Raw genomic sequence first — 25,378 nt, forward strand, 5'->3', positions numbered from 1 at the left:
AATTTTGGAATCGCAAAATTTTCTTCCGTTACTTATTTGTAACGGTTTTTTAGACAAAATGTCGTCGTTAACATTCAATGGTGCATCATTGTTTCACACCTTCTAAGATTGTGGCAAACCTCTATTCCTATTGGTCCTTTTTTTGTCTTCCGAATCATAACTTTGATTATGATTTTGCCTAATTTCTAAAAGACTGTGGGATGTGTCGGTTCGGAGCAATTCTTTCAATTAATTTCACGGGCGAACATCTATTATCGACAAGATCTTTTCACAACGAAGGCAAATCTTAGAAGCCAATTTGTTAATTTCGGACAATGCTTGAACAAAACAGAATAGGTCTTGGTATGGCTTCCATTGGTAGGCCACGATATATCAATATAAAACAGGATGAATCCAACGAAGTTTTTTCTTTGGAGAATTTTAAAGAAAAAGGAAAGGTAGCCATTGAAAACGCCTATAAAAATGGGATAAGGCATTTTGATACATCGCCGGGTTATGGCATAGCCGAATCATTACTCATCGATTGGCTAAAAGAAAAAAATGATCCTGCGATAACCATATCTACTAAATGGGGATATACCTATGTTGCCGACTTCGACCCCAACGCAACCGAACACGAGGTAAAAGAACATTCCATAGATAAGCTGATCGAACAGTGGATGGTTTCCCGGAAATTATTGCCCTATCTGAAAATCTATCAGATTCATTCAGCGACATTGGAAAGTGGGGTATTGGAAAATTCCGAAGTTCTAAGCCGACTACATTCGATCAAAAAATCACATAAAATCCATATTGGTTTATCAACCACGGGAGATAATCAGGTAGAAGTTTTACAAAAAGCAATGGATATATTCATTGACGGAGAACAACTCTTCCAATCATTTCAATGTACGTTCAACATTTTAGAGCAAAGCATTAAAAAAATTAAAAATAAGCTTGATCATTTAGACGGCCGATTGATAATTAAAGAAGCGATGGCAAACGGAAGATTAATCCCTAATAAACAATATCTTGGGTATAACGTCCTTTACGCTTTTATGAATACTTTGGCAGCAAAATATCATGTAGGCATTGATGCCATTGCGATGCAATATTGTATGGAAAGCTTTCCCACGGCATTGGTCTTAAGCGGGACCAACGATAATAATCATCTGGTGTCAAATTTAAAAGCCAATCAATTTCAGCTATCATCGTCTGAAACGAAGCAATTAAGCGCTTTCGGCATAGAAAGTTCAGCCTATTGGAAAGAAAGAAAGCGATTACAGTGGAACTAAAAAATGGCTTAGCTTATTGGACTATACCTCCATACCGATTCGTTCTAGCCATTTGTTTTTTAACTCGATCCTCTTTTCAATCAATTCACGAACGATAGGATCATTATTTTTGTTAATAATTACCTGTCCCATTCTGGTTTGATTATTCATATTAAATGTGTTAATGATATCGTAGACTATACGCTGACGATTTTCCTCCGTTGGTTCGAGTTTGTAAATTGAATGTTTCAGCTTGTTTAATACTTTTTTGGATGCAATTTCATAAGTTTCAGTAACCTCCGGCAAGTCAGCGCACACCAAATTATCGTTGAACGATTCAGACAAACAACCATCAACTAAAACAGAGAAACAGTCAATGCCTTCATGCCTCAATTCAGCCTGTAATCCTTCCGATAGCGCTATGATACCTATTTTTGACAGCGTTTGAGGTATTAAAAATGGCAATGAAAACAGGGCCGGTCCGCAACAGATATTTAGGATTGTTCCCGATTTATTTTTTCGCATATCCGGCAATACAGCCTGTATCATCCTTATCACATTAAATAGGCCGATGTCAAATATGCTCTTTATTGAGTGATGGAATTAGCTTCAAGCAGCCCCATACTCGCAACTTCCGCATCGTTAATCAATATATCAATTGCACCATATTTATGAATGATTTTCCCGACATTCTCTGCTATAGATTTTTCGCTGTTCAAATCTATATTTATCACCTCTATGTTGGGGGTAGAACGAAGTTCATCGGCCGCTTCCCGGCTCTTATCATCTGTAATTTCCATTGTTGCAATTACTCCATGCCCCTCTTCAGATAAAGCTTTGGCGATTAACTTGCCATAACCTGAACCACTGCCTGTTATCAAAATTGTCTTTGACATAGAATTAGATTTAGAATACCAATCGGTTGCTCGTCCTACTTTGATCCCCAACGGTAGTATGCCCCATATTATAATGGACCTTTTTGGTAGTAATAGGACTCATTTTGTTTAGAACAGCTGTCGTTTCATATTTTGTTTCCAAAGAAAAATCCGGACAAAATCTATTTTAATGACACGTCCGGTTCAAAATCCAAGGAAATAGAGTTCATGCAATACCTTTTATGTGTTGGAGGCGGACCATCATTGAAAATATGTCCCAAATGCGAGTTACAACGACCGCATTCTACCTCTATACGATGCATTCCGAGGGAGTTGTCGTCTTTATAAATGACGGCGTTTTCTCGATCCGGTTCGAAAAAACTTGGCCATCCACAGGTACTTGCAAATTTGGCATCAGAGCGGAACAACCGGTTACCGCACACTGCACAATAATAGGTGCCTTTAGTTTCACTGTCCCAATATTCGCCGGTAAATGCGCGTTCCGTTCCTTGTTCCCTTGCCACAATATAAAGGTCATGTGGCAGTATTTTTTTCCATTCTGCATCATTTACATGGAGGTGTGTCGTGTCCGTACGGGAGTAATAGGGATTATTTGTCTTATTCATAATTGTTTTGTTTTGTTGTGCATTTCCTTGACAACTAATGAGTACGAGAATCAGAACCCATAGGTTCTTAGCTATGTATTCCATTATAATTTATATGTGTTGTGATTGCCGTTCAATACCTATATTTGTTAGAATAGGCATATTTTTAATGCCTCTTGTCCTTGAAAAATTCACCTTATAAATTAGATGATTTCCTTTAAATGCTTATAATTCGATTTTAGCGTTTGCATAGCTTCATCCATTCGACCACTTAACATCATTTTTCCTACTGACAATGTAAAGCCTTTCAATTGCTCCCATTCAATTTTGGGGGGCATCGCCAACGCATGCGGATTTGTCTTGATATCTATGATAACAGGACCGTTATGTTCCAACGCTTCGGAAAGGTCGTCATAAAGGGATTGGTGACTATTAATGGTTACGGATTTAAAACCCATAGCGGTTCCAATTAGCGCAAAGTCAGGATTAACAAGATCAGTTTCATTATCAACGAGGCCCTGAACTTCCATTTCAAGTTTTACCATTCCCAACGACCGATTGTTAAATACAATAATCTTGATAGGCAAATTATATTGTTTGATGGTTACCAGATCACCGAGCAACATAGTCAGTCCGCCGTCACCGCAGAGCGCGATAATCTCCTTTTCCGGTTGTGCCAAAGCAGCGCCAATAGCCATGGGCATCGCATTTGCCATAGAACCATGATTGAATGATCCAAGAAATCTGCGTCCTTTGGCGCCATCAATATACCGGGCTGCCCATACGCAACACATACCCGTGTCCATCGTAAATATAGCTTCATCGGACACCAATTTATTGATTGTATGGGTAGCAAATTCGGGTTGTATGTGATCTGTTGTACCCGGATCTTCCACATAGGTATTCAGGTGTTTTTTTACTTGACCATATAGAACCAATTGTGCACGCAGAAAACTATCATCGGTTTTATCCGTTATGTAGGGCAGCAATGCTATTAATGTATCCTTAACATCTCCTGTCAACCCAAGTTCCAGTTTTGCCCTTCGCCCCAATTTCTCCGGTTTATCATCTATCTGGATCAGCTTGCTTTTGGTTGGCATGAAAGGTGTATAAGGGAAGTCTGTACCCAAGAGTAAAACCACATCCGATTCATGCATGGCATGGTAGGCAGAAGGTAGTCCCAATAGCCCGGTCATGCCAACTTCATAGGGATTGTCAGGCTGTATGCCGGGTTTTGCAGGGAATGTATAACCTACAGGCGCTTTTAAGGCTTTCGCAAGACGTATGATTTCTTCACGCGCATGGACCGCACCAATCCCGCAAAAGATGGAGACTTTTGGACACCTATTCAATAGAGCCGCTGCCTTTTGTAATTCTTCATCAATAGGACGCATTAGCGTAGCGGAGCTGTAATTGTGCATTGAGGTGACACTTTCCTGTGCAGGTTCAGCGGCGATATCACCGGGCAAGCCGATTACGGCTACACCCCGCTGGTGAATGGCATGCTGAATGGCTGCCTGTATCATGCGTGGAGCCTGAGCGGGTGTTTGAATTACCTGGTTATAGCAGCTGCAATCATCAAAAAGTTTTATCGTGTTTGTTTCCTGGTGATAGTCGGTGCCGAATTCACGAGTGTTTATTGTTGCAGCAATCGCTATCACGGAGGCTCCGGAACGATGTGCATCGTAAAGACCGTTAACAAGGTGTACGTGCCCGGGTCCTGAGCTACCGGCACAACAGGCAATTCCGTTAAGCTTTGCCTCTGCGGTTGCAGCGTAAGCACCAGCCTCTTCGTGACGCACATGAATCCATTTTATTTTCCCGTTACGTCGAACAGCATCATTCAGTTCGTTTAGGCTATCTCCGGTAACAGCATATATCCTTTTAATACCATTCTCTACCAACATGTCGACGAGCTGCTCGGCTATCTTTTTACTCATATTTTTAATGCTTTAAACATTTTGATTGAATTTCTACCGATGGTAGTATCGTACAATACAGACACCATCATGTTACTTAATTACCTCTACTCCATTCCAAAATGCGAGATGCCCCTTTATACCTTCTGCTAATGTGGAGGGGTCAGGGTAATACCATGCTGCATCAGTTGCTGTTTCTCCGTTAACCACGACATTATAATAAGATGCTACACCTTTCCAGGCACAGGTCGTATGCGTATTGGATGGTGTTAAAAACTCCTTTTTAACAGAATCTGCTGGAAAATAGTGGTTGCCCTCGACAATAACGGTCTTGTCACTTTCCGCGATCACTTGATCATTGTAAATTGCTTTCATTGATATTGGTCTTTTTAGTGAAATTATATTCTAAATGTTTATTATTCTTCAATTGCAAAGCTGGAATTCAAGGCGATAAGACAGGACGACTACATTGAAATCAATGTTGGGCTATATCCACCAAACCTAACGCTACCAAAAAAGGATACATTGGTGTAGTAAAGCCTTAATCCTGCTTAATAAAGTACTAAAGTAAAGACTCTGCTCTAAGCATACGTTGACAAATGTCACAGATACTGAAACTCTTATATAGTTTTTCAGACTACAACCTAATATTTAGGTTTGGCTTTGTATTTCCTTTGTGGAAAGACTTCTTGAGGAGTTTTAGCTTTGAAATCCGATAGCTGCCTAAAAGTTTCAGAGATCAAGCATATTACTGCGTATCCTTGTTAATGTTTCCCTTGATACCCCGAGGTAGGAAGCGATCATATATATCGGAATACGTTCATGTAGCTTAGGAAAAATTCGGATGAATTCACGGTATCTATCTTCAGCCTGAAGGCTGAGCATCATGAATATCCGGTCGCGGCAGACATCACAGTCATGCGTAATAATCCTATTGTTTAGCTCTTTAAAATTGGGTATATTTTCCAGAAGCGTTTTAAAACTATTCGTCGAGAGCTGTATTACAGTGCTATCTTCCAGCGCATCGATAAACTCATTTGAGGGAGAACCACTTAGCAGGCTAACAGGATCGTTTACCCAATGACCCGCAGTTGAAAGACCTATGATGTGCTCACAACCTTCATCGTCGATCCGATATGATCGAAAACAGCCACTGCATACCAAAGTGTGATATCTGCATACACTGCCTTGACGTAGTAAAAATTGCCTCTTTTTAAGTTGTTTTGGTATTGCCAGGGACTTAATAGTTGCGATTTCCCTGTCAGAGAATAGATCGTAAGTTCTAATATAATTTTCGAAGAAGTTGAATATGTCCTCAGGCATTAATACAAATAATTGATTGATTCAAATAAATAAACCCCGAAGTGCGGTCGCTCGTTCGCGTAAACGAAACCACACACTATATTTCGATTATTATTTAGTTTCATAGAATCTGATTTAAGACCCTAAAATTAATGCATATGGTAAGGCTCGGAAAGGGATAGAAAGGACAAAGTGTTGTAAAAAAAGACCATTGTGGTCAGGTATATCGATTAAGCTTCGAAGCCGGATCTTATCCTTTTTTTCCGGCAACAAAGGAATCAGACGGACTTCCAATTGGGACTTGCACACTTGTGCAAATCCCAATTATTCGGTGTCTTCTCTGACTGATTTACGATATGATTCAGGAGACATATCCATTCGTACTTTGAAGAAACGGCTGAAGTACGATATGTCGTGAAATCCAAGTTCGAAGGCTATTTGCTTTATTGGCTTGTCACTTAGGTATAGTTCATGTTTAGCCTGAGTTATAATACGATCAGAAATCATATCACTCACTGTTTTTCCCAATTGATGTTTGGCCGCACGATTCAATGTTTTAACCGTGATGTTTAATAATTTTGCATAATCCGCCGGACGGTGTTTACGATGAAAATGTTGCTCGATAGCGTTGGTTAATTTTCGAAACGTGTAGTAGACGGTCGATAATGCTTCCGCATATACCACACCTTTTTTCAATTTCATCCGTGAGGCGTAAACCATAAATATTTTTACCCAGGAGACCGTTATATCGTACCGACCTAAGTCATCATTGTGGAGTTCTGAAATAAGATTGTCTAATGGAAGTAGTAGCTGACCCATTTCAGCTTTAGTGATCTTTATAGAAGGTTTTTCGCCGATACCTGTAAATAACACTTGTTTACTCGTTATTTCCATGTCGTATTTGTGGTTCCAAAAAAAGTCTGGATGGAACTGTAACAATATGCCATCAACCGGACCATCGGCCTCGATTCGAAAAGGCTGGTAAATTGGAAATCTAATTAAGCAATTGTCGGAAAATTCATACATCACGTTATCAAACGCTATCTTACCTTTTCCTCTTCTGATCAGGATTACTTTATAACAGTTATAGCTTTCCAGACTTTTAAAGTAGCTGTCATCATTAAGCGTTATCAGCTTAAATGCCAAAATGTTTGTTTCGGGGTTTACTAATTCTATGATCGTTTGTTCAGTCATTGTTTCACCATAGTGTTTCAATTTCATTTGTTTAAAAAGATTTATCCTTTGAAGTTAACAATCCTGAAGATCATTTCTGTCAATAAATAAAAGAAATGGAGTATGCTGATCCCTAAATCTAAGGGTAGATACTCCATTGTTTCTGAATTATTCCAAAGAAGGATAACAATCATCGATGGGTTATTAGCTCCAGCGGATGACCTTTAAGATCGAACGCTAATTATCTTCTTTCCTTTAACCCGATTTGCCGAATTGAAGGTGGCAACAGCATCATCGAGAGCAGATATATTGCCAATGTTTGTCTTCAGACGTCCCTCACGTAACCGTTGTACAATTTCACTCAACTGGTTGGGAACCGCTTCGACCACAAAATCAATTGTCGATCCGTTAACTGGTCGGGCCTCGGTTGGACCCGCGATGGTTACCAGCGTTCCCCCGGGCCGAATCAGGCTCGCGGATTGAGTGGCGATATCTCCGCCGAATATATCAAACACCAAATCGACTTCTTTAACATCCCGTAGTTTTTCGTTCTCAAGATCCACATATTCCTGTGCACCGAAATCAAGCGCTGCCTGACGGCCGTCTGCACGTCCAGTACCGATAACATAGGCACCAGCCGCACGGGCGAGTTGGGTCGCCATTGACCCTACAATGCCAGCGGCACCGTGTACAAGGACGGTCTGTCCAGCCCGGAGATGTCCATGATCAAACAAACCCTGCCATGCCGTAAGCCCAGGCATAACAAGAGCTGCTCCAACCGTAAAGTCTACATCAGCAGGCAGCGGTGCAAGGTTGCGTGCCTCAACGGCCACATATTCTGCGAGTGTACCGTCACGATGCCAATCCGTAAGGCCAAATACGCGCTGACCTACTGACAAGCCAGTTGTTCCGTAGCCTAGCGCAGTAACTACACCGGCCAACTCGTGCCCTGGAATCGAAAACGATCGGTCGTGACCGGCACGATCGGTCCAGGTGGATGGCCACGATAGCTCGTCGCCTGTCATACTCGTTGCGTAAACCTGGACGATAACATCATTAATCGCTGGTTGCGGCTGAGGCCGTTCCATTAGTTTCATGCCAGCTATTCCTGCTGACTGATCAGTTACAATAATCGCTTTCATAATACCCTTCCTTTTTATGATTACTACAGTGTCTTTCGATATGGATATAAAATTAAAGGTAATTTTGGTTACCTTAGTGGGCCAATTTTAAAATAGATTGGGGTCCAATTATGATTAGAAAGCTTCTTCAAATTACGTTTAAAAAAGACGGGCAACACAGTCCTTTGTACCTCCAATTAGAATCAGAAATTATTCAGTTGATTTGTCGAGGCATCTTAAAACCGGGACAAGTGCTTCCGCCTTCACGCGAGCTTGCACAAAGTCTCCGTATCAATCGTAAAACCGTGGTGAAGACCTACGAAGAATTGAACGCGCAAGGTTGGGTGGAGGTCCGCGACAGAAGCGGGGTTTACGTTTCCGGCAACCTGCCCGATACTGCCGCACGTAGGATTAGTCAAAATAGCGAAAAATTGATACGAAGCCGACAACCAGTTTATCCACTGATAAGTCGATCTGCCGATATAGCTATACGGACAAGTACAGACGTGGACATCAATGTGACGGGAATTCCCGCTCCGCTGTATCGAATCGATGATGGTTTTCCTGATCCCAGAATTGCTCCTATTGAAGAATTGATTCGCGAATACAGAAGATATGGAAAGAGCCATTTAGCAAACCATTTGATGATGTATGGTCCGGAGCACGGCTCGTACCACCTTAGGGTTGAACTTGCCAATTTCTTAAACAGAACCAGGGGTATGCAGATTTCTGAAAAAGAAATACTCATCACAAAAGGGACTCAAATGGCTATCTATCTAACAGCACAGGTACTGATCCAGTCCGGAGACAGCGTATTCGTGCCGGAGCCGGGGTACCATGCAGCAAATCAAGTCTTTAATCTATTGGGAGCCCACTTAACATTTATCCCTGTCGATAAAGACGGGATGGATATCGATCGGATCGAGCAATTGTGTCAAATGAAGCAAACGCCGAAACTTGTCTATATTATTCCCCATCACCATCGGCCCACCACGGTTACGCTGTGTGCGGAGCGACGCATGCGACTTATGAACCTTGCCCATAAATATAGATTTGCGCTACTGGAAGATGATTATGATTTCGATTATCATTTTTCAAGCAACCCGTTGCTGCCTTTAGCAAGCCTGGATAGTGGAACGCATATCATTTATGTCGGATCCTTCTGCAAAAGTATCGCACCCGGAATTCGAATCGGCTTTATGGTTGCACCTGAAGTGGTCATAAATGAAGCCGCAGCAATCCGTAAATTAATAGACCGGCAGGGTGAACAGTTATTAGAAGAATCGTTAGCAGAACTTTTACGTACTGGGGATATCTCGCGGCACTTAAAAAAATCGCATAAACTTTATGAGCAGCGTTTGGAAAACTCCTGCCGATTACTTCAGGAGCAACTCGGGCCTTATTTAACGTTTGAGCGGCCCAGTGGGGGATTGGCCATTTGGGCGAAATACAGGAAAGATATTAGTGCCAAAGCGGTTGCCCAAAAAGCGTCAAAGTTAGGATTAAAGATCAGCGATGGCAGTAATTACTTTTTTCAACCAAATATAATCCAGCCCGACAACTTCATACGCATAGGCTATTGTTCTTTAGACGAAACTGAAATGGCAAGTGCTATTGATGTATGGAAACAGGCACTTGTCGCATTCGGTTTAAAATAATAATCATTATTGGATAAATTGAGGTTAAAGGCGCCGCCAGGCCTTCTGCGTGGTTATGATTCCAATATAGTCCATCTTGCCTGTAATTGGACATCGATTACGTCATTTTGGTCCAGCCAAGCTCGAAAGCTTTTCGGGTCTTCAGGATGGTGATTAATAATTTCTCCATTTTCAAGCATAATACTAAAGAAGCCTGATGCTCCACTAAAATACTTCTTTAATTCGTCCGCCGAATACTCAAAACCAGGATATTGATTTGTCAAAACTATAATTTCTTGTCGTGTAAATACTTTTTACCAGAGTAACCCAACTTAAAAAGTAGTTGGGTTACAATCTTGTGCATTTAGATTTTCTAAAAATTGGGCTACTATTTATTTCCAATTAGATAACGATTACTCTTTATCGACCAGTCGAACGACCTTCACTTGCAGTAACCGCCACAACCAGGTATACAACCACTGCGTTGATATAATAATATGCCGCATCCAGACCGACAAAGCCAAAAAGAGAAGGTACGAGCATAAATAGGGTCGCAACCAACAGGTCAAGTGTTAGATGTCCACCGAATGGAATTATTTTAAAGGCCCCATAGCGGTAATTTGTGGCCATACTTACGACAATGACAAGCGCACCTGTAACCACTGATATCCACGGCGCCAACGGATTACTGCTGCCCAGCTGTAATACAAATGGTGAGACAATTAATGCAACCGCAGCAAGGTAGTCAACAATGCCATGATTGGTGGGAGAAAGAAATCTTAACTTCATGTTTTTTAAATTATAGTGGAAGATTGATAGTGTTCAAAACATTACCTACGTCATTCACCTAAGACCTAAATTAAATGCGAACGGAGCATCCAAGCTGTCTTTTCGTGGTATTCGGTCAGGCCAGTTAAATAGTCACTGGTGCCAACGTCCTTCAATTGCTCCGCCAAGCGGTTAATTTGCGTTCTGATATTGATAGTAATACTTTCGTGGTCGCTCAACAATTCCCTTATGAAACCGGTACTGTCGTTTTTCTCCCTTGTCTGTTCTGTGAGGTGCGTTAATTGCAGAATCTGTTTTAAAGTGGCGGGAGCATAATGTCCTAAGGTCCTCATCCGTTCTGCAACGTTATCGATGATGTCAGCCAGCTCATTATATTGTGATTCGAACATGATATGCATAGCATGGAAGTTCGGTCCCTCAATATTCCAATGTGCATTACGTGTTTTGGTATACAATACAAATTCATCCGCAAGGATATGAGAAAGAACTTGACTAATTTCACCAAGATGTTCTTCACTTATTCCGATATTTGGTTTCATAAGATAAAATTAAAATTCATTACTTTCCACAAAACTATGTTCCCTCAGGCGTATACCCAATGACATTTATCACAATATCATTTCCTTATTAAACGTTATGTCGTAGAATGTCCTCGTTCTACCTTGATGTCCTGCAACATAGTGATGATTTTATCCAGTTTATCAGTTTCAATCCTACTAAGTCTTACCTGCAATTCTTCGATTTCCTCTTTTGCTTCAAGGTTGGTCTTGTAATCATCATCTGCCTGAATCCTGTCTCGAGCACTCTGACGATTTTGAGCCATCATAATGATAGGTGCAGCGTATGCTGATTGTACCGAAAAAAGTAGATTAAGAAGAACGAACGGAAAAGGGTCCCAATGTGAGAAAAATGCGATTAAATTAATTCCAGCCCATGTTAGAACGGCTGCAGTCTGAATAATAATAAACTTCCATGAGCCCAGGACGTTTGTCACTTTATCTGCGATGCGATCCCCAGGACTGCAATCGGATTCATGTTGTTCATGCCATGTTTTACTACTTTTCATTAAAGGTATTGCAAGTTTTGGTATGTGATGAAAAATTTTCTGTATTGATGTCGGAAAGCACCTGATCGCAAAAAAAATGTTCCTTGCTTAATTCGAATAAAATTATGTTCGTCTTAGAACTTGTACAATGACATTTATCACAATACATACGTAGTCTTCAACGTTATACCACGGGTTAACGGTTGTAAATTCCAAGTGATTCAACTTTATGCTGTAACACACATATCAGATTCTCCTTAAACCACTCGTTTTTCTTTTGCCATATATTGTTCCGGGGAGATGGGTGTGGCAACGGGATAAAATTTGGCAAGTATGCTTCGTAGTTCTTCACCGTTTCTGTTAAGGTCTCTTTAGCGCTGTTTTTCAAGTAGTATTTCTGGGCATATTGTCCAATTAGTAAGGTCAGTTTTATCCCTGTCATTGATTTTAAAACTTGCTGATGCCATAAGGGCGCACATTCCGGTCTTGGAGGCAGGTCACCTGATTTTCCGGTACCCGGAAAACAAAAGCCCATCGGCATAAGCGCGAAGAATTTTTCATTATAAAATGTTTGCTTATCTACTCCCAGCCATTCCCTTAAATTATTACCGCTGGCATCATCCCACGGAATGCCACTGTCCTGAACCTTTTGACCTGGAGCCTGACCTATTATTACGATTTTTGAAACACTACTCGCCTGAATAATCGGTCGAGGAAGGTTAGGTAAAAACTTTTGGCAAACCGTACAATTTCTAATTTCTGAAAGTATTTTCTCCATTTCATATTATATAAAGCATAGCCTTTAAGTGTTTTCTTTTGCCTGTATAGAAACTATGCTACATGGAACGATGATTCTTGGTCCGCTTTCTCAGGACTTCAAAATTATCAGCAGCAATTTGATCGATTTTTTTGGGCTCTAAAAAATTCAACTTTACTTGTTCTTCCATTTTCTCGCCACCTATGATTACATTAATCTGTTCCTGAATTAAAGCCGCAATAGTCGCTTTTGCTACGTCGTCAGGGCTATCCATTTTGTCTACCACTGCTGTCTTCATCATACCCGTATCAGTTGCTGACGGATAGACCGTCATTACATGTATAGGATATTGATAAAGTTCCCTTCTCATAGCATCGGAGAACTGTGCCACCGCCGCCTTAGTCGCAGCGTATACACTATAAAATGGCATAGCGATGTATCCGTATCCCGAGGATATATTGACGATTGCTCCCTCGCCGCTTTTCTGTAAAAGACTGGTTAATTTCTTTGTCAATAGTACAAGTCCTGTGAAATTGATATTTACCTGACCAATAATATCTTCATCGCTTTGCTCGGTCAACAAACCGGCGCTGACAACACCCGCACTATTAATTAATATGTCCAGCATTCCCCATTCTTGTGATATCGCTGACACCACCTTGTTTAAGTCTTCAGTAACTGAGAGATCAGCTTGTATAGTAACGACGTTAACTGATTTCAACTCAGCTTTTAACATCTCTAAGGGCTTCTTCTTTCTGCCTACAACCGCTATATCCCTTACGCCATGCCGGATAAGTTCTTTGACAATTGCTTTGCCTATTCCGGCACTGCCACCAGTAATTAATATTTTTTTGCTTTTTAGTTCCATAATATCTTTAATACAAGCCTGCTAATTGATACGCTTTGCCAATGGAAATTCATTTGGCACTTGCGTAACGGCATGCAGTATGTTACTGATCGTTCTATCGCCGATATGGACGATCAAATCGATGAGGTTCTCTTTAGTATAACCGGCTTCAAAAAACGCGGTGACCAAGGTGCCGTCGCCGGGGTTCCTTTTTTCCGAAAGTTGTTTGGCGAGCTTTACCAGTGCATCCAGTTTTTTGTCAAAACCTGCACTTCCACCTCTGATTTCAAGCGTCTGCTCTTCGGTAAAGCCGTTTAGTTTGGCAACCATCGTATGGGCACTTAGACAATACACACAATTATTTACTTCGCTCACCACTAGCGTTGCCGCCTCTGCTTCTTTCCGGGTTAGGGAAGTCTTGCTGTTTTCAAGATTCATATAGGCTTCCAGTGCGTTTTCAGAATAAGCCAATGTGGAATACAGATTGGGAACAGCCCCCATTGTTTTTTTCAGCTGGTCGAATATTTGCTGGTTTTTTGAAGAGACTTCTTCTCTTTTCAGGATTTCGAATGTTTTTTCCATTTTACTTTTTTGTCTTTAAATTTTATTTATCAGTTGAAAAATGATATCGCAAAGGTAGGCCGGGATATAGGTTGTCGAAGTGTCAGTTTTTCCCCTTATGTGGTCAAAACTTCCCGAAATACGCTATAATAAGATGCCGCGCCCTCCGAAGGAAAAATGATCGCTTATTGATTATCGATGTATTCACCTAAAGCGATCGCCAGTTTTTCAAAAATTTCATCCTCCACCTGTCCGTCCCGTTGTTCCCAAGCATCGGTACCTTCACCATTTTTTACCATCGTCGTAAAATGTTCGTTGTTTGATACGACAATAAAGACGTCATTACAGGGAATAAACAACAGGTTATAGTACTCGCCGACATCAAAAAGATCCAACTCCAAATGAAATGCTTCTTGTGGCATTTGAGGTTCGTAAAGGTCGAAATCGTCTTCGTTAATCATGATAAAAAATATGTTGGTTTAAAATTAAAATCGCTACAGTTAAAATAGCAATGGACTTATTTCCTTAAGCATGTAGGCAAAATTTATCATGAAATATCGCAGGTCGGTCCGGTGTCAAGCCGCTCCAGGATACTAATGCTCACCTGGTCGCCAACTTCCTTCTCAATTAGCTCCAGAAAATTGCCTTTAAGCGGTAGTTTATGATTGCCGTCACCCAGGGGCATGAACGAACTCTCAAATACTTCCCCTTCGGCTGACGCGCGAACTTTAACACGAGCCCGCGTACCAAAGAAGCTTGCAGACTCTGGCCAAATAACATAAGTCCAGCCACTTTTTTCAGTGCTTTTTTGAAGGATTGCTGTGAAACGGGCCAACGAGTAATTTGGATTCATGGGTACAAAATTTAAACTATTACAATTGCGTTATTCAAAATATGGTGTCTCACCCTGAGCCAGTTTTAAGCGCGTCCATACATTCATATTGATGACCACAGCCGCGATCTCTGCAATTTCCACTTCATTAAAATATTGGGTCATGACCTGGTGAAATTTCTGAAAGCCAACTTTTTTTCCGTCCGTCAGTGCATCACAATACGCCAGTGCCGCTTTTTCTTTTATGGTAAAGAGTTCGCTGTTATACCAGGATGAGATATTGTCAACCTTTTCTTCCCGAATACCGATTTCCCTCGCCGTTTTAGCATGAAGTATAACACAATAGGCGCATTCATTTTTTTGTGCGACCCTTAGGCGAATGAGTTGGGCTAACTTACTGTCTGTTTTTAGGTTTTTTGCCGTATAGCCAAAAGCTTCTGCCATTTGTTTAGCTATGTCCAAAAATGGTGTGCTTTCCGGATTAAAACGTGTGTTTTTAAATTTCACTGAACTCATGTTTTAATTTTTTTTAGACGAAGGATCTATTTTATTATCGGAATTTGACGGTTCCTTAAAATAAACTGTTTCCAGTCTTTCATCGCGTAGAATGCTGGTGACTAACCATACATATTCCTTTAGTTTAGTGTCATATCCCAGCATGGAAAAACTTTGTCCAAACGGACAGGCCGGAAAATCAGGAAAATCCTTTCTCAGTACATAGCGATGAGGATTTTCATTGAATTTTGATTTGTGAACTTTTGGCAGTATGCCGAACTTCAAGTCCGAATTACCGTCTTCATGGGTCAATAATGTGGTCTCTGCTGACCGGATTTTATGGGTGACAAAGTTATCTTCCAGTGAGGATAAGGTGTCATACGCATCGATTAAAATGCCCTTTATCCCTTTTTTCGGGATGGAAATTCCATAAACAAGGGAAGAATCTTCAGCACTATCTGAACTTTCAAGACGATAGGCATGATCTATTTCGAATTGATCGGCATTATACTTAACAGACTTCTCTACCCAAAATAATTTTTCGTCCTTGATTCTGAATTCTTCCGTGTATCCCTGCTCATCCAGTTCATATACAACTTCCACAATATTGTTTTTTCCTTTCATAGTGTCTTTTGATTTTACGTTAAATAAGAATTAAACACGGTACAACGGTAGCTAAGACCGAACATTCCGTTTAATGTGTTTTTAATTTTTGCACCATCTCCGCTGTTAATGGATCGGAATACAAACCATAGGCATCAACTAAGACACCTTGATGTCCGGATTTAGTCTTTAGCGCATAAACAATCGATTCATCTCCCGGGTCTGTATTTCCCTCGAACCGATAGAATGCTACGATTTCGAAGTCTTCGGGTTTAAAAGATTTGCCAAGGGCCTTACAATAGACACTATCACTTTGCATGTTGAAATCTATTGTATAACCTCTTTTATTTAGGCCGTCTAACGCCTCTGAAAGTGTATCGTAAGAACTCATCGTCTATTTTACCTTGTATGTTAATTTACGACCTCGATGGTGAATTTTTTATTATTGAATTCAAAGGTATCTCCTGCTTTTTTTCCCTCTAATTGCCTATAAATAGGTGCATTTACGGAAATGCCCATAAAATGTCTACCATCAATTGTAAAGGGTGATTTTGGTACTGCAATGATCATACAACGGCCATTCACGCTCACTATGGCGCCCGGTTTCACAACCGCTGTCGCTTCGAATGAAATGTTGTTAAGCGCTTCTAAGTGTTCAATATGGACATGGGCCTGATGTTCCAATTGATCCGAAACTTCAATACTTTGCCGATGGTGTGACTGATCATCTTGATCTACAATTTCCTCCCTGTCAAGAAGATTCCCCATTAAGAAATCTTCATATTTCATTTCCGCTTCATCTATATGATGTCTTTCCAATTTAATCAGTGCTTGTTTAATTGCGTTTTTATCCATTTTTCAAATTGTTTTTGTTATGTGCTTTGAGGATACATCGTTAGTCGAGCAGCCATTTAGTTCAGTGCGATACTATTGATGATCACTGCGATCAATTGGGCAGTTCTTACCTCTCTATAGAGTATGTACTTAATTTTTTGGCTTTCCTTCGGGTTCAAGGACGGCTAACAACAGGCTGGCGAAACTGACAACGAAAACCGAATAATTGAATGGTGATCGATATCCGGTAAAGAGCAGCATACTCATTGCGAATATCAAGGTAAGCCCAAAGCTACCATAAGCCGCAAACCTGATCTTATAACCGACAATAAGCAGAACGCCAAATAACGCTTCGCCGATAGTTGCGATTAAGCCAAAGAAGGATGCCATTTTCGAAGGAAGGTAGGGCATCAATGTATTTGTATAGGCCACAAAATTGGCCCAATTTCCCCATGATACATTGGCGCTGCCCGGTGCACCTAAAAAACCAATACGATCCAATACCGGAAGTATAAAGCCTACCCCTAATGCGAATCGTAATAGTATCTGTGCTGTTGGAAACATCTTCTTCATAATGAAATTTATGTTAGAAATTCAAAAGCTTCACGAGTTAAACTGAGTAAAACACCCGATTTTTTACCTATCAAAGTACGTGAGTAATATTCTTTTTATCATTGACATTTATCACAAAAGGAAAAATCGTCATAATACTAAACCAAGCGGTATTTCTTTCTCTAAAAGAGCAGACGCCGTTTCAAATGATTCGATTATGAAAGCTGTAATAGAAGTGCTGCTGGTTTGATTTTCTTCAAATCGAAGCTATTACGTGCCCATCTTCTATTTCTTTTTTTAAGAAATAAGATGAGTTCTGACACACAAAATGTGACAAATGTCCTTGAACCGGAATCTTCATTTCCTTTTTTTTGTATGGTATAAATCAGTTGTAAAAGCTTATTGTAATAAATAGTGGTTATGGCATTAAATGAAAACGATCTTATCCATGTGATTGATGAACTGCGCCTCAAAGGGTATACAGAAACCTTTATCATCAAAGGCAACCTTGTTTATTCGACAAACCTTAATAGGGGATTTAGAGAGGAAGAAGTAATTATTGATGGTGCATATCGATTTGACGTTACCGAAGACGCATTCGATACCCAATATCTATTTGCCGTTTCCTTGCCACAACACCGGATCAGGGGGATGATCATTGATCTTTTAGGGATGTATTTTTACATGGAAGAGCAGTCGGTTACCAAGATATTAAGAGATGCAGACATTGTTAACTACGTTTTTGATGACCAGGACCCTTTTGTAAAATATGGACTCAAAAAAATTACGCCGTCCGATTTTGACGCGGGTAGTAAGCGCTACGTATTGCGCATAGGATTTCCAGATTATCCGGCTTGTCCTGTTGGAACGGATTTTACCATGTTGGGCTTTGATGAACAAACCCAGGAGTATGTCTGGCTTGCCACAAGCATTCTTAAAGATAGCCGTCTTAGAAAGGTAGCGTTCACCAAATATGGTACAGAAAATATCTGGATTTAATCTCGAAATGCTTGAATAAACTCATTGTCAATTTCTTACCTGTTAATTATTCAATATACAAACGAGATGAACTGGTTCTTTAAAACATTCAAAAGCTCAATAGGTAAGAAGTTTACGATGGCATTGACAGGCTTGTTCCTGATCTCTTTCTTGATTGTACACGCAGCTATTAATGCCCTTATATTCTATAATGACGGAGGCGCTACATTTAATAAAGGAGCTCATTTTATGGGCACAAATCCTGTAATCCGGACATTGGAAATCGTTTTAATAGCCGGCTTTCTCTTGCATATTATTCAATCGTACCTTCTCTGGTATTCCAATAGGGCAGCACGGCCGGTAAAATACGCCGTGGTAACCCAACCCAAACAAGTGACCTGGAACAGCAGGAGCATGACCCTGCTCGGCACCTTGATTTTATTGTTTCTAATTATGCACACTTCCTATTTCTGGATTCCGAATCGTATGCACCAAATCCGCTATGGAGAGGAATTACCGCTATATGAAATGATGTTGAATAAATTCAGCAATCCTGTGGTGGTCATTCTATATCTATTAGGAATCTTTTCGCTTTATTGGCACTTGTTACACGGGTTTGCTACCGCTTTCCAGAGCCTGGGTTTGGCCCACAAAAAATATACCCCTATAATAAAAGCCTCCGGCAAAATCTTTTCGATAGTTATCTGTATCGTGTTTGCGCTTATGCCGTTGTCCATTTACTTCAACTGGATCAATTAATTCACGTATTCTCGTAGTATAACTTTTGTAAAAAGTTGATACTTTCCCGTTTCGCTGTCCACCTTTTCTCTTTGATGCGTGGATTTTTCCTGCAGCACTTTTTTAGAAAGAACGATTTCCGTTGGCTGAAATTATCCGCCAGTCAGTGCCGCTCTCACATGAAAGCATGCATCAAAATGTATAACAATTGTTTACTGCTGAATTTTCGGCAAGTAATCAATTTACCAATTGATGTGTGACAAATGTCAATGTTTGAAAGAAGACAAGTTTATAACTTGCCCTCTTTATCCTTTGATAAATTAAGAAATCGGGCAACGTATAGTTTATCTTTTTAAACCCTACTAAATAACATGATATCAACAGACACAGACGAGTGCAGACTTGCGACAAAAAGTAAGGATTTTTATTTGGACGTTATACAGGGTTTACGGGAAACCCCGAAACGGTTATCATCGAAATACTTTTACGATAAAAAGGGTGATAGTCTCTTTGAGGCTATTATGCATTCTCCCGATTATTACCTTACCCGGTGTGAAATGGAGATTTTTATCCGGCAAGCCGAAGAAATTGTTTGTCGCATAGCAGGTCAAAATACAGATTTTGAATTAATCGAATTGGGACCCGGTAACTGCGCCAAGTCAATCCATCTGTTACACGCGCTTACCCAAGTAAATGTAGCTTTTAATTATGTGCCGATTGACATCTCCGAGAATGTTATCAATGAACTCCGGTCATTTCTACCGGTTCATAGTCCGAATCTCCGATTCAATGGAGTGGTGGGTGATTACTTTGATGCATTATCCGTTCATAGCTTATCACCCGGAACACGGAAGGTGGTGATGTGTTTAGGAGGCAATATCGGCAATATGACGGTCGCTGAAAGCAACCGCTTCTGCGCGAAATTACGTAGTTACCTGCAACCCGGCGACCAGTGTATCATCGGGTTTGATCTGGTCAAACATCCCGCGATTATCCAGCGTGCGTATGATGACCGTGCGGGATTGACCCGGGAATTTAACCTGAATTTGCTCACGCGGATTAACCGGGAGTTGGATGCCGATTTCAGGGTTGACCAGTTTGACCATTACTGTAGCTATGATCCGTTGACGGGTGCTGCTAAAAGCTATCTCGTTAGTTTAGATGATATGGTGGTCAGCATATCCGGTGACCTGATCTCATTTGAGAAGGACGAGTGTATATGGACCGAAATATCACAGAAGTATGCTAAAGATCAGATCCACCAAATGGCAGCCGATAACGGTTTTAGCCATACCGCAGAATTTATGGACTCCAAATCATGGTTTATGGATGCGGTTTGGACAGCAGTTTAAATCAGAAAAGAAATGGAAAAATTTGATGCAATCATTATCGGTTCCGGTCAGGCAGGCAATCCCTTGGCCAAGCGGTTGTCCCGCGAGGGCATGCGTGTAGCGGTTGTCGAATCGGCTCATGTTGGTGGCACCTGCATTAACTATGGCTGTACCCCCACAAAGACATTGGTTGGTCTGGCTAAAAATGTCACTCAGGCGCGTGGAGCGTCGAAGTATGGCATCGTACTAAAAAATGAAGTTCCGGATTATAAGCTAATCAGCCAGCGTAAAGATGAGGTAGTAGGCGTTTATCGGAAAGGGCTTGAAAAGCGGCTGTCTGAGGATGCAAATATCACTGTCTTTCATGGGAAAGGCAGCTTTTCGGGATATAAAGAGATTCAGGTAAAATTAGCGGACCTGAACTTTAAGTCCATTACCGCGGATCTGATATTTATTAACACGGGTGCCCGTGCCTATATACCGAATATCGAAGGGTTACAATCCGTAAATTTTCTCACTTCGCAATCCATTCTGGAACTTGACTATCTTCCAAAGGAACTGCTCATCATTGGGGGCGGTTATGTGTCGCTTGAATTTGCACAGCTTTTCCAACGGTTGGGCAGTCAGGTTACCATTGTTGAGCAATCTGTGCGTTTATTGCCCAAGGAAGACGAAGATGTAGGATTGGAAATCACCCAAATTCTTGAAGCAGAAGGCGTGAAAATTATTACCGGGGCTACCACCAGACGCGTGTGGGCAAATTCAATGGAATCTGTTTCCGTTGAGATTTTATCGGAAGGAAAATCACAAACCGTATCGGGAAGCCATCTTTTGGTTGCTACGGGTAGAAGACCGAACACTGACGACTTGAATCTGCCAGAAACGGGAGTCCAGGTTGATGAAAAAGGGTTTATTCCTGTTAATGATTATCTGGAAACCAAGGTAGCCGGTATTTACGCACTTGGCGATGTCAAAGGTGGACCGGCTTTCACGCATGTATCGTATCACGATTATATTGTGTTGACTGAGAATCTTTTTGATAAAAAAAAATCTTCCATTCGCAATCGCCTGATTCCCTACTGTGTTTTTATTGACCCTGAATTAGGGAGAATTGGACTCACAGAAAAAGACGCAAACGAAATGGGTTTGGATTTTTCGGTGGCTAAAATGAAGACGTCTTTCATTGCCCGGGCTGTTGAGGTTGGTGAAACAAGCGGATTTATCAAGGCAATCGTGGACAATAAGACCAGGAAAATTTTGGGTGTCGCTGTGATATGCCCGAATGGCGGTGAATTGATGTCGTTACTTCAGGTTGCCATGATGGGCGGACTGACCTATGATCGGTTACGCGACACGATGTTTGCGCACCCTACCTACGCAGAAGCGGTCAATAATCTTTTCCATCCGGCACATATAAAATCAAAAAGTGAACTATGATCCATGTGGGCAGGGTATATAAGTCTTTTGGAAGCAACACGGCAATTGACAATGTAAGCCTTGATATTGCTGTGGGTGAACACGTTGTTCTGCTTGGGCCGAGCGGAAGCGGTAAGACTACCTTACTACGGATGATCAATGGTCTGATAACACCTTCATCGGGTTCTATACGAATCAACGATGTAGATATCCGCGAGCGCCCACAGAATGAACTGAGACGGCAGATCGGTTATGTATTGCAACGCAATAGCCTATTTCCGCATTATACCGTGGAAGAGAACATCGGTGTGGTGCCCAATCTATTAAAATGGGATAAACGGATGACTGGCAAGAAAATCAGGGAGCTAATGAAAAAGCTGCATTTACCTGAAACGTACTTGTCCCGCATGCCAGACGAATTAAGTGGCGGCGAGGCACAACGGGTAAACATTGCCCGTGCACTTGCGGCAGATCCACCGATATTATTAATGGATGAGCCGTTCAGCGCATTGGACACGCTTACGAGGAAATCAATACGTGAAGAATTTATGCAGCTGGATGAGTTCCGAAGAAAAACCGTCGTCATGGTTACGCATGACATCCAGGAGGCTTTCGAATTGGGCGATACCATTGCTTTGCTCCATCAGGGAAAACTGGTGCAGCACGGAAAACCATTGGAACTATTATACAATCCCGCCGATGATTTTGTAAAAGGTTTTCTCTCCAACGATTATTTAAAGCTTTCGCTGGGGGCTACATCGATTGCGGACCTGTGGAATTATCTGCCGGTAGAAAACTGCGACGAAGAAGGTTTTTTTGCAGAGCCTGTCGGGGATACCACTTTATGGAAAGCAATGGAGTCCTTTCAGGACAAAAATAGAGCAGGCCAGTTCATCGCCATGCGAGATGAACATTCCGGTGAATGGAAGCGCGTTACATGGAGTAATCTCATGCACGCATATCGTTTACTTCAAAACAATAATCGCAGATGAACGACAAAAGCAATCTCTGGGATTTTGTTGCCAGCCATTGGGAGAAGCTGCTTGGGCAAACCGGGCAGCATATCGGGCTTACTTTCATGTCGATTTCCCTCGCGATAATCGTAGGCGTTCCAATGGGCATCCTCATCAGCAGAAAGCGAAATCTGTCACCCCCGATTCTTGGATTTGCAGGAGTACTGCAAACCATCCCGAGTCTTGCATTGCTCGGTCTATTGATTCCGGTATTGGGCATTGGAGCCAAACCAGCGATTGCGGCCCTGTTCTTATACGGCCTACTTCCAATCATCCGCAATACATACACCGGTATTACCAACATTGATCCTGAAATAAAGGAGGCTGCGAGCGGATTGGGCATGAGTTACCGGCAATCATTGCTGAAAGTCGAACTACCGCTGGCAATGCCTGTGATACTTGCCGGCATCCGAATCGCTACGATTGTAAATGTCGGCGTTGCAACGCTCGCTGCTTATATTGCCGCCGGTGGATTGGGTGAATTTATTTTCGGTGGGATTTCCCTGAACAATACAACGATGATGCTTGCCGGAGCAATACCTGCGGCGATACTCGCACTTCTTTTTGACTTTGTGCTTTCCCGTCTTCAAAAGATAAGATTCAGGAAAATTGCAGGTATCTTTTCCATCATGGCGGCAATCGTTTTGCTTTCCGGTTTCTATATCATCCCGTCCTTAGATCGAAGCAAACTATTAGCCGGGTTCACACCTGAATTTATGGGGCGTGCCGACGGTTACGTCGGCCTAAAGCAGATTTATGGTTTGAACATACCGACGGTAGTAATCAACGATGCGGTCATGTACAAGGCTATCTTTGAAAAGAAGCTGGACGTGGTAAGCGGATACGGTACCGATGGACGGATTGACGCATACCAATTGGTTAGTCTGGAGGACGACCGGAAAATATTTCCACCCTACTATGCAGCACCAATTATCAAGGAGCAAACACTCCGGCGGTTCCCTGAGCTGGAACCTGTGCTGAACCTGTTGGCTGGCAGGATCAATGATTCGATAATGACCTTCCTTAATTACCAAGTAGACTATAAGCACCGGGAGCCCGCTGATGTCGCCCGCGAGTTCCTTGAAAAACAAAACCTGTACAAACCGCCCCGCCCCGTGGGGAAAAACACGATCAGGATCGGCTCCAAGGTATTTGATGAACAATATATTCTGGCCAGTCTCTATACACAGCTTATCAGGGGGTATACTGATCTTGATGTTTCGCCAAAAACCGGCCTGGGCGGGACTAAAATATGCTTTGATGCACTGATGAATGACCAGATTGATCTGTACCCCGAATATACCGGAACGGGTTTGACCGTGATGTTGCAGGCTGATAGCGCAACGGTGCGCAGGCTAGGAGCAGATAAAGAGGCGGTGTATGACTATGTACAGACCGCATTTAATGAGCAATATCAGGTTAAATGGCTAAAGCCTGTGGGATTCAATAACACCTACGCCGTCATGATGCGAAAGGAAGACGTTCAGCGGCTGGGAATCCGGACAATCAGTGATTTGTCCGGTTATTTAAACGTACAAAAATGATAGACCTTAAAGACAAATATCGTAGTGTTCGCGAGCGAAGCGAAGATATCTGTGCGACGCTGAAAACAGAAGATTATGTAGTGCAGCCTGTGGTTGATGTAAGTCCGCCCAAATGGCATTTGGGGCATACATCCTGGTTTTTTGAAACCTTTATCCTACAGCACCATCTTACTGGATATTCCATTTTTAATCCGTCTTATCCCTTTGTGTTCAACAGTTATTACGAAAGCCTGGGGGCACGCGTGATACGGACCAACCGGGGGAATTTAAGCCGGCCGACCGTTGAAGAAGTATATGAATACCGCCATCATGTAGATGCTGCAATGGACCACTTGCTCAGTCAGCCAATAAGCGAGGAAGTCCGGAAACTTGCCATTCTCGGACTTAACCATGAGGAACAGCACCAGGAACTATTGGCGACGGACATCAAATATATTTTAGGACACAATCCGCTGTTCCCAACCTATACAGAAATAGCAAATCCGCTGTCAGGGGAAATCTTCACTGAAGAATTTATCACGATAAAAGACGGCATGTACGACATTGGCTACGACAGCGAAGGATTCTGCTTTGACAATGAACTGAATCGTCACACGGTCTTTCTCCCGGCATTTAAAATTGCAAAAGGTCTCATCACGAATGGTCAGTACCTCGAATTTATGAAGGATGGCGGATACCAAAAACATGAGTATTGGCATGCAGAGGGTTTGGATTGGATCAAGACCAACCATATTAATTCGCCATTGTACTGGCATTGGATAAATGGCCGCTGGCATTACTATAGTTCGGCAGGAGTTCAGCCACTGAAATTGGATGAGCCCTTGGCGCACGTGAGTTATTACGAAGCATCCGCCTTCGCCGCATGGAAAGGAATGCGGCTGCCAACGGAATTTGAATGGGAAGTAGCTTCCAGTCGATTTACATGGGGTGAGCGATGGGAATGGACGGGCAGCGCCTATCTTCCTTATCCCGGATACGTCAGAGCAGCCGGTGCTATCGGAGAGTATAATGGCAAGTTCATGGTCAACCAAATGGTACTCCGCGGAGCCTCCATTGTCACGCCACCTGAACACAGCCGACCAAGCTACCGCAATTTCTTCCATCCCCATTTAAGATGGCAGCATACGGGCATCAGACTGGCACAAAACATTAATTAAC

General features: G+C 41.9%; 31 protein-coding genes. 9 read left to right on the forward strand and 22 right to left on the reverse strand.

The window, feature by feature from the left end; translation table 11 throughout:
- The first annotated feature begins 314 nt into the window (after positions 1–314).
- Positions 315–1,274 carry an aldo/keto reductase gene (locus H8B17_RS00100; protein WP_190307156.1) on the forward strand — a complete coding sequence of 320 codons (960 nt, stop codon included), beginning with the start codon at positions 315–317 and terminating at the stop codon, positions 1,272–1,274.
- Between the two features lie 21 nt (positions 1,275–1,295).
- On the opposite strand, the gene H8B17_RS20730 is transcribed toward H8B17_RS00100, so the two are convergent.
- The 8 genes from H8B17_RS20730 to H8B17_RS00140 all read right to left on the reverse strand — a co-directional run bounded on the left by H8B17_RS20730 (position 1,296) and on the right by H8B17_RS00140 (position 8,269).
- Entirely contained in the window at positions 1,296–1,802 is a 507-nt protein-coding gene (locus H8B17_RS20730) for an SDR family NAD(P)-dependent oxidoreductase (protein ID WP_262891634.1), read from the reverse strand.
- A 38-nt stretch (positions 1,803–1,840) separates the two neighbouring features.
- Complete coding sequence (locus tag H8B17_RS20735; RefSeq protein ID WP_190307158.1) at positions 1,841–2,149, reverse strand: SDR family NAD(P)-dependent oxidoreductase; 309 nt, start codon at positions 2,147–2,149, stop codon at positions 1,841–1,843.
- 161 nt (positions 2,150–2,310) lie between these two features.
- Entirely contained in the window at positions 2,311–2,754 is a 444-nt protein-coding gene (msrB, locus tag H8B17_RS00115; protein WP_223816261.1) for a peptide-methionine (R)-S-oxide reductase MsrB, read from the reverse strand.
- A gap of 182 nt (positions 2,755–2,936) precedes the next feature.
- A complete protein-coding gene (locus H8B17_RS00120) occupies positions 2,937–4,673 on the reverse strand; it encodes a thiamine pyrophosphate-dependent enzyme (RefSeq protein ID WP_190307160.1) in 1,737 nt (578 codons plus the stop codon).
- A gap of 72 nt (positions 4,674–4,745) precedes the next feature.
- A complete protein-coding gene (locus H8B17_RS00125; RefSeq protein WP_190307161.1) occupies positions 4,746–5,027 on the reverse strand; it encodes a DUF427 domain-containing protein in 282 nt (93 codons plus the stop codon).
- A 357-nt stretch (positions 5,028–5,384) separates the two neighbouring features.
- A complete protein-coding gene (locus tag H8B17_RS20860; RefSeq protein ID WP_190307162.1) occupies positions 5,385–5,975 on the reverse strand; it encodes a Crp/Fnr family transcriptional regulator in 591 nt (196 codons plus the stop codon).
- A 303-nt stretch (positions 5,976–6,278) separates the two neighbouring features.
- Positions 6,279–7,175, reverse strand: coding sequence for a helix-turn-helix domain-containing protein (locus tag H8B17_RS00135; RefSeq protein WP_190307163.1), 897 nt, complete (start codon positions 7,173–7,175; stop codon positions 6,279–6,281).
- Between the two features lie 176 nt (positions 7,176–7,351).
- Positions 7,352–8,269, reverse strand: a complete 918-nt coding sequence (locus H8B17_RS00140) for an NADP-dependent oxidoreductase (protein ID WP_190307164.1) — start codon at positions 8,267–8,269, stop codon at positions 7,352–7,354.
- 110 nt (positions 8,270–8,379) lie between these two features.
- Between H8B17_RS00140 and pdxR the strand changes: the two genes are divergently transcribed.
- Complete coding sequence (gene pdxR, locus H8B17_RS00145; RefSeq protein WP_190307165.1) at positions 8,380–9,906, forward strand: MocR-like pyridoxine biosynthesis transcription factor PdxR; 1,527 nt, start codon at positions 8,380–8,382, stop codon at positions 9,904–9,906.
- 53 nt (positions 9,907–9,959) lie between these two features.
- Here the strand turns inward: pdxR and H8B17_RS00150 are convergent, their stop codons facing one another.
- The 14 genes from H8B17_RS00150 to H8B17_RS00215 form a co-directional block, all read right to left on the reverse strand.
- The gene (locus H8B17_RS00150; protein ID WP_223816262.1) at positions 9,960–10,169 is read right to left on the reverse strand and encodes a hypothetical protein; all 210 of its coding nucleotides are present in this window, start codon (positions 10,167–10,169) and stop codon (positions 9,960–9,962) included.
- 136 nt (positions 10,170–10,305) lie between these two features.
- On the reverse strand, positions 10,306–10,674 hold the full coding sequence (locus H8B17_RS00155; RefSeq protein ID WP_190307166.1) for an SPW repeat domain-containing protein: 369 nt from the start codon (positions 10,672–10,674) through the stop codon (positions 10,306–10,308).
- Positions 10,675–10,739: 65 nt separating this feature from the next.
- Positions 10,740–11,213: a Dps family protein gene (locus tag H8B17_RS00160; RefSeq protein WP_190307167.1), complete on the reverse strand. Its 474-nt coding sequence runs from the start codon at positions 11,211–11,213 to the stop codon at positions 10,740–10,742.
- A gap of 95 nt (positions 11,214–11,308) precedes the next feature.
- Positions 11,309–11,740, reverse strand: a complete 432-nt coding sequence (locus H8B17_RS00165; RefSeq protein WP_190307168.1) for a DUF1003 domain-containing protein — start codon at positions 11,738–11,740, stop codon at positions 11,309–11,311.
- 175 nt (positions 11,741–11,915) lie between these two features.
- Entirely contained in the window at positions 11,916–12,497 is a 582-nt protein-coding gene (locus H8B17_RS00170) for a uracil-DNA glycosylase family protein (protein WP_190307169.1), read from the reverse strand.
- A 58-nt stretch (positions 12,498–12,555) separates the two neighbouring features.
- Positions 12,556–13,344 carry an SDR family NAD(P)-dependent oxidoreductase gene (locus H8B17_RS00175; protein WP_190307170.1) on the reverse strand — a complete coding sequence of 263 codons (789 nt, stop codon included), beginning with the start codon at positions 13,342–13,344 and terminating at the stop codon, positions 12,556–12,558.
- Positions 13,345–13,365: 21 nt separating this feature from the next.
- Positions 13,366–13,905 (reverse strand): carboxymuconolactone decarboxylase family protein, encoded by a 540-nt coding sequence (locus H8B17_RS00180; protein WP_190307171.1) that lies wholly within the window; start codon positions 13,903–13,905, stop codon positions 13,366–13,368.
- Between the two features lie 164 nt (positions 13,906–14,069).
- Positions 14,070–14,345, reverse strand: coding sequence for a hypothetical protein (locus H8B17_RS00185; RefSeq protein WP_190307172.1), 276 nt, complete (start codon positions 14,343–14,345; stop codon positions 14,070–14,072).
- 86 nt (positions 14,346–14,431) lie between these two features.
- Complete coding sequence (locus H8B17_RS00190; RefSeq protein ID WP_190307173.1) at positions 14,432–14,737, reverse strand: DUF1905 domain-containing protein; 306 nt, start codon at positions 14,735–14,737, stop codon at positions 14,432–14,434.
- Positions 14,738–14,767: 30 nt separating this feature from the next.
- The gene (locus tag H8B17_RS00195; protein WP_190307174.1) at positions 14,768–15,232 is read right to left on the reverse strand and encodes a carboxymuconolactone decarboxylase family protein; all 465 of its coding nucleotides are present in this window, start codon (positions 15,230–15,232) and stop codon (positions 14,768–14,770) included.
- A gap of 3 nt (positions 15,233–15,235) precedes the next feature.
- Positions 15,236–15,835, reverse strand: coding sequence for a hypothetical protein (locus H8B17_RS00200; protein ID WP_190307175.1), 600 nt, complete (start codon positions 15,833–15,835; stop codon positions 15,236–15,238).
- 70 nt (positions 15,836–15,905) lie between these two features.
- Positions 15,906–16,205: a phosphoribosylpyrophosphate synthetase gene (locus tag H8B17_RS00205; RefSeq protein ID WP_190307176.1), complete on the reverse strand. Its 300-nt coding sequence runs from the start codon at positions 16,203–16,205 to the stop codon at positions 15,906–15,908.
- 20 nt (positions 16,206–16,225) lie between these two features.
- Positions 16,226–16,669, reverse strand: a complete 444-nt coding sequence (locus tag H8B17_RS00210; RefSeq protein WP_190307177.1) for a hypothetical protein — start codon at positions 16,667–16,669, stop codon at positions 16,226–16,228.
- Positions 16,670–16,798: 129 nt separating this feature from the next.
- Positions 16,799–17,221 carry a DoxX family membrane protein gene (locus H8B17_RS00215; RefSeq protein WP_190307178.1) on the reverse strand — a complete coding sequence of 141 codons (423 nt, stop codon included), beginning with the start codon at positions 17,219–17,221 and terminating at the stop codon, positions 16,799–16,801.
- A gap of 399 nt (positions 17,222–17,620) precedes the next feature.
- Here H8B17_RS00215 and H8B17_RS00220 point away from each other — a divergent pair, with 399 nt between their 5' ends.
- The 7 genes from H8B17_RS00220 to egtB all read left to right on the forward strand — a co-directional run bounded on the left by H8B17_RS00220 (position 17,621) and on the right by egtB (position 25,377).
- On the forward strand, positions 17,621–18,199 hold the full coding sequence (locus H8B17_RS00220) for a hypothetical protein (RefSeq protein ID WP_190307179.1): 579 nt from the start codon (positions 17,621–17,623) through the stop codon (positions 18,197–18,199).
- A 66-nt stretch (positions 18,200–18,265) separates the two neighbouring features.
- The gene (locus H8B17_RS00225) at positions 18,266–18,937 is read left to right on the forward strand and encodes a succinate dehydrogenase cytochrome b subunit (RefSeq protein ID WP_190307180.1); all 672 of its coding nucleotides are present in this window, start codon (positions 18,266–18,268) and stop codon (positions 18,935–18,937) included.
- A 350-nt stretch (positions 18,938–19,287) separates the two neighbouring features.
- Positions 19,288–20,268: an L-histidine N(alpha)-methyltransferase gene (locus tag H8B17_RS00230; protein WP_190307181.1), complete on the forward strand. Its 981-nt coding sequence runs from the start codon at positions 19,288–19,290 to the stop codon at positions 20,266–20,268.
- Positions 20,269–20,280: 12 nt separating this feature from the next.
- Positions 20,281–21,684 carry a mercuric reductase gene (locus H8B17_RS00235; RefSeq protein WP_190307182.1) on the forward strand — a complete coding sequence of 468 codons (1,404 nt, stop codon included), beginning with the start codon at positions 20,281–20,283 and terminating at the stop codon, positions 21,682–21,684.
- The gene (locus H8B17_RS00240) at positions 21,681–22,655 is read left to right on the forward strand and encodes an ABC transporter ATP-binding protein (RefSeq protein WP_190307183.1); all 975 of its coding nucleotides are present in this window, start codon (positions 21,681–21,683) and stop codon (positions 22,653–22,655) included. The genes H8B17_RS00235 and H8B17_RS00240 overlap by 4 nt, the downstream gene beginning before the upstream one ends.
- On the forward strand, positions 22,652–24,220 hold the full coding sequence (locus H8B17_RS00245; RefSeq protein ID WP_190307184.1) for an ABC transporter permease/substrate-binding protein: 1,569 nt from the start codon (positions 22,652–22,654) through the stop codon (positions 24,218–24,220). Before H8B17_RS00240 ends, H8B17_RS00245 begins: the two co-directional genes overlap by 4 nt.
- The gene (gene egtB / locus H8B17_RS00250; protein ID WP_190307185.1) at positions 24,217–25,377 is read left to right on the forward strand and encodes an ergothioneine biosynthesis protein EgtB; all 1,161 of its coding nucleotides are present in this window, start codon (positions 24,217–24,219) and stop codon (positions 25,375–25,377) included. The genes H8B17_RS00245 and egtB overlap by 4 nt, the downstream gene beginning before the upstream one ends.
- Position 25,378: the final 1 nt, after the last annotated feature.

The organism is Sphingobacterium arenae (assembly GCF_014692505.1).
In the GTDB taxonomy this organism is placed as follows: Bacteria; Bacteroidota; Bacteroidia; order Sphingobacteriales; family Sphingobacteriaceae; genus Sphingobacterium; species Sphingobacterium arenae.

Bases quoted from the DNA above. Each gene is read 5' to 3' on its own strand.
- H8B17_RS00185 (WP_190307172.1), bottom strand. From the start codon at position 14,345: ATGATTAACGAAGACGATTTCGACCTTTACGAACCTCAAATGCCACAA.
- H8B17_RS20730 (WP_262891634.1), bottom strand. From the start codon at position 1,802: ATGATACAGGCTGTATTGCCGGATATGCGAAAAAATAAATCGGGAACA.
- H8B17_RS00170 (WP_190307169.1), bottom strand. From the start codon at position 12,497: ATGGAGAAAATACTTTCAGAAATTAGAAATTGTACGGTTTGCCAAAAG.
- H8B17_RS00200 (WP_190307175.1), bottom strand. From the start codon at position 15,835: ATGAAAGGAAAAAACAATATTGTGGAAGTTGTATATGAACTGGATGAG.
- pdxR (WP_190307165.1), top strand. From the start codon at position 8,380: ATGATTAGAAAGCTTCTTCAAATTACGTTTAAAAAAGACGGGCAACAC.
- H8B17_RS00155 (WP_190307166.1), bottom strand. From the start codon at position 10,674: ATGAAGTTAAGATTTCTTTCTCCCACCAATCATGGCATTGTTGACTAC.
- H8B17_RS00230 (WP_190307181.1), top strand. From the start codon at position 19,288: ATGATATCAACAGACACAGACGAGTGCAGACTTGCGACAAAAAGTAAG.
- H8B17_RS00165 (WP_190307168.1), bottom strand. From the start codon at position 11,740: ATGAAAAGTAGTAAAACATGGCATGAACAACATGAATCCGATTGCAGT.
- H8B17_RS00240 (WP_190307183.1), top strand. From the start codon at position 21,681: ATGATCCATGTGGGCAGGGTATATAAGTCTTTTGGAAGCAACACGGCA.
- egtB (WP_190307185.1), top strand. From the start codon at position 24,217: ATGATAGACCTTAAAGACAAATATCGTAGTGTTCGCGAGCGAAGCGAA.
- H8B17_RS00235 (WP_190307182.1), top strand. From the start codon at position 20,281: ATGGAAAAATTTGATGCAATCATTATCGGTTCCGGTCAGGCAGGCAAT.
- H8B17_RS00220 (WP_190307179.1), top strand. From the start codon at position 17,621: ATGGCATTAAATGAAAACGATCTTATCCATGTGATTGATGAACTGCGC.
- H8B17_RS00205 (WP_190307176.1), bottom strand. From the start codon at position 16,205: ATGAGTTCTTACGATACACTTTCAGAGGCGTTAGACGGCCTAAATAAA.
- H8B17_RS00210 (WP_190307177.1), bottom strand. From the start codon at position 16,669: ATGGATAAAAACGCAATTAAACAAGCACTGATTAAATTGGAAAGACAT.
- H8B17_RS00160 (WP_190307167.1), bottom strand. From the start codon at position 11,213: ATGAAACCAAATATCGGAATAAGTGAAGAACATCTTGGTGAAATTAGT.
- H8B17_RS00225 (WP_190307180.1), top strand. From the start codon at position 18,266: ATGAACTGGTTCTTTAAAACATTCAAAAGCTCAATAGGTAAGAAGTTT.
- H8B17_RS00175 (WP_190307170.1), bottom strand. From the start codon at position 13,344: ATGGAACTAAAAAGCAAAAAAATATTAATTACTGGTGGCAGTGCCGGA.
- H8B17_RS00215 (WP_190307178.1), bottom strand. From the start codon at position 17,221: ATGAAGAAGATGTTTCCAACAGCACAGATACTATTACGATTCGCATTA.
- H8B17_RS00180 (WP_190307171.1), bottom strand. From the start codon at position 13,905: ATGGAAAAAACATTCGAAATCCTGAAAAGAGAAGAAGTCTCTTCAAAA.
- H8B17_RS00190 (WP_190307173.1), bottom strand. From the start codon at position 14,737: ATGAATCCAAATTACTCGTTGGCCCGTTTCACAGCAATCCTTCAAAAA.
- H8B17_RS20735 (WP_190307158.1), bottom strand. From the start codon at position 2,149: ATGTCAAAGACAATTTTGATAACAGGCAGTGGTTCAGGTTATGGCAAG.
- H8B17_RS00120 (WP_190307160.1), bottom strand. From the start codon at position 4,673: ATGAGTAAAAAGATAGCCGAGCAGCTCGTCGACATGTTGGTAGAGAAT.
- H8B17_RS00245 (WP_190307184.1), top strand. From the start codon at position 22,652: ATGAACGACAAAAGCAATCTCTGGGATTTTGTTGCCAGCCATTGGGAG.
- H8B17_RS00195 (WP_190307174.1), bottom strand. From the start codon at position 15,232: ATGAGTTCAGTGAAATTTAAAAACACACGTTTTAATCCGGAAAGCACA.
- msrB (WP_223816261.1), bottom strand. From the start codon at position 2,754: ATGAATAAGACAAATAATCCCTATTACTCCCGTACGGACACGACACAC.
- H8B17_RS00140 (WP_190307164.1), bottom strand. From the start codon at position 8,269: ATGAAAGCGATTATTGTAACTGATCAGTCAGCAGGAATAGCTGGCATG.
- H8B17_RS00135 (WP_190307163.1), bottom strand. From the start codon at position 7,175: ATGAAATTGAAACACTATGGTGAAACAATGACTGAACAAACGATCATA.
- H8B17_RS00100 (WP_190307156.1), top strand. From the start codon at position 315: ATGCTTGAACAAAACAGAATAGGTCTTGGTATGGCTTCCATTGGTAGG.
- H8B17_RS20860 (WP_190307162.1), bottom strand. From the start codon at position 5,975: ATGCCTGAGGACATATTCAACTTCTTCGAAAATTATATTAGAACTTAC.
- H8B17_RS00125 (WP_190307161.1), bottom strand. From the start codon at position 5,027: ATGAAAGCAATTTACAATGATCAAGTGATCGCGGAAAGTGACAAGACC.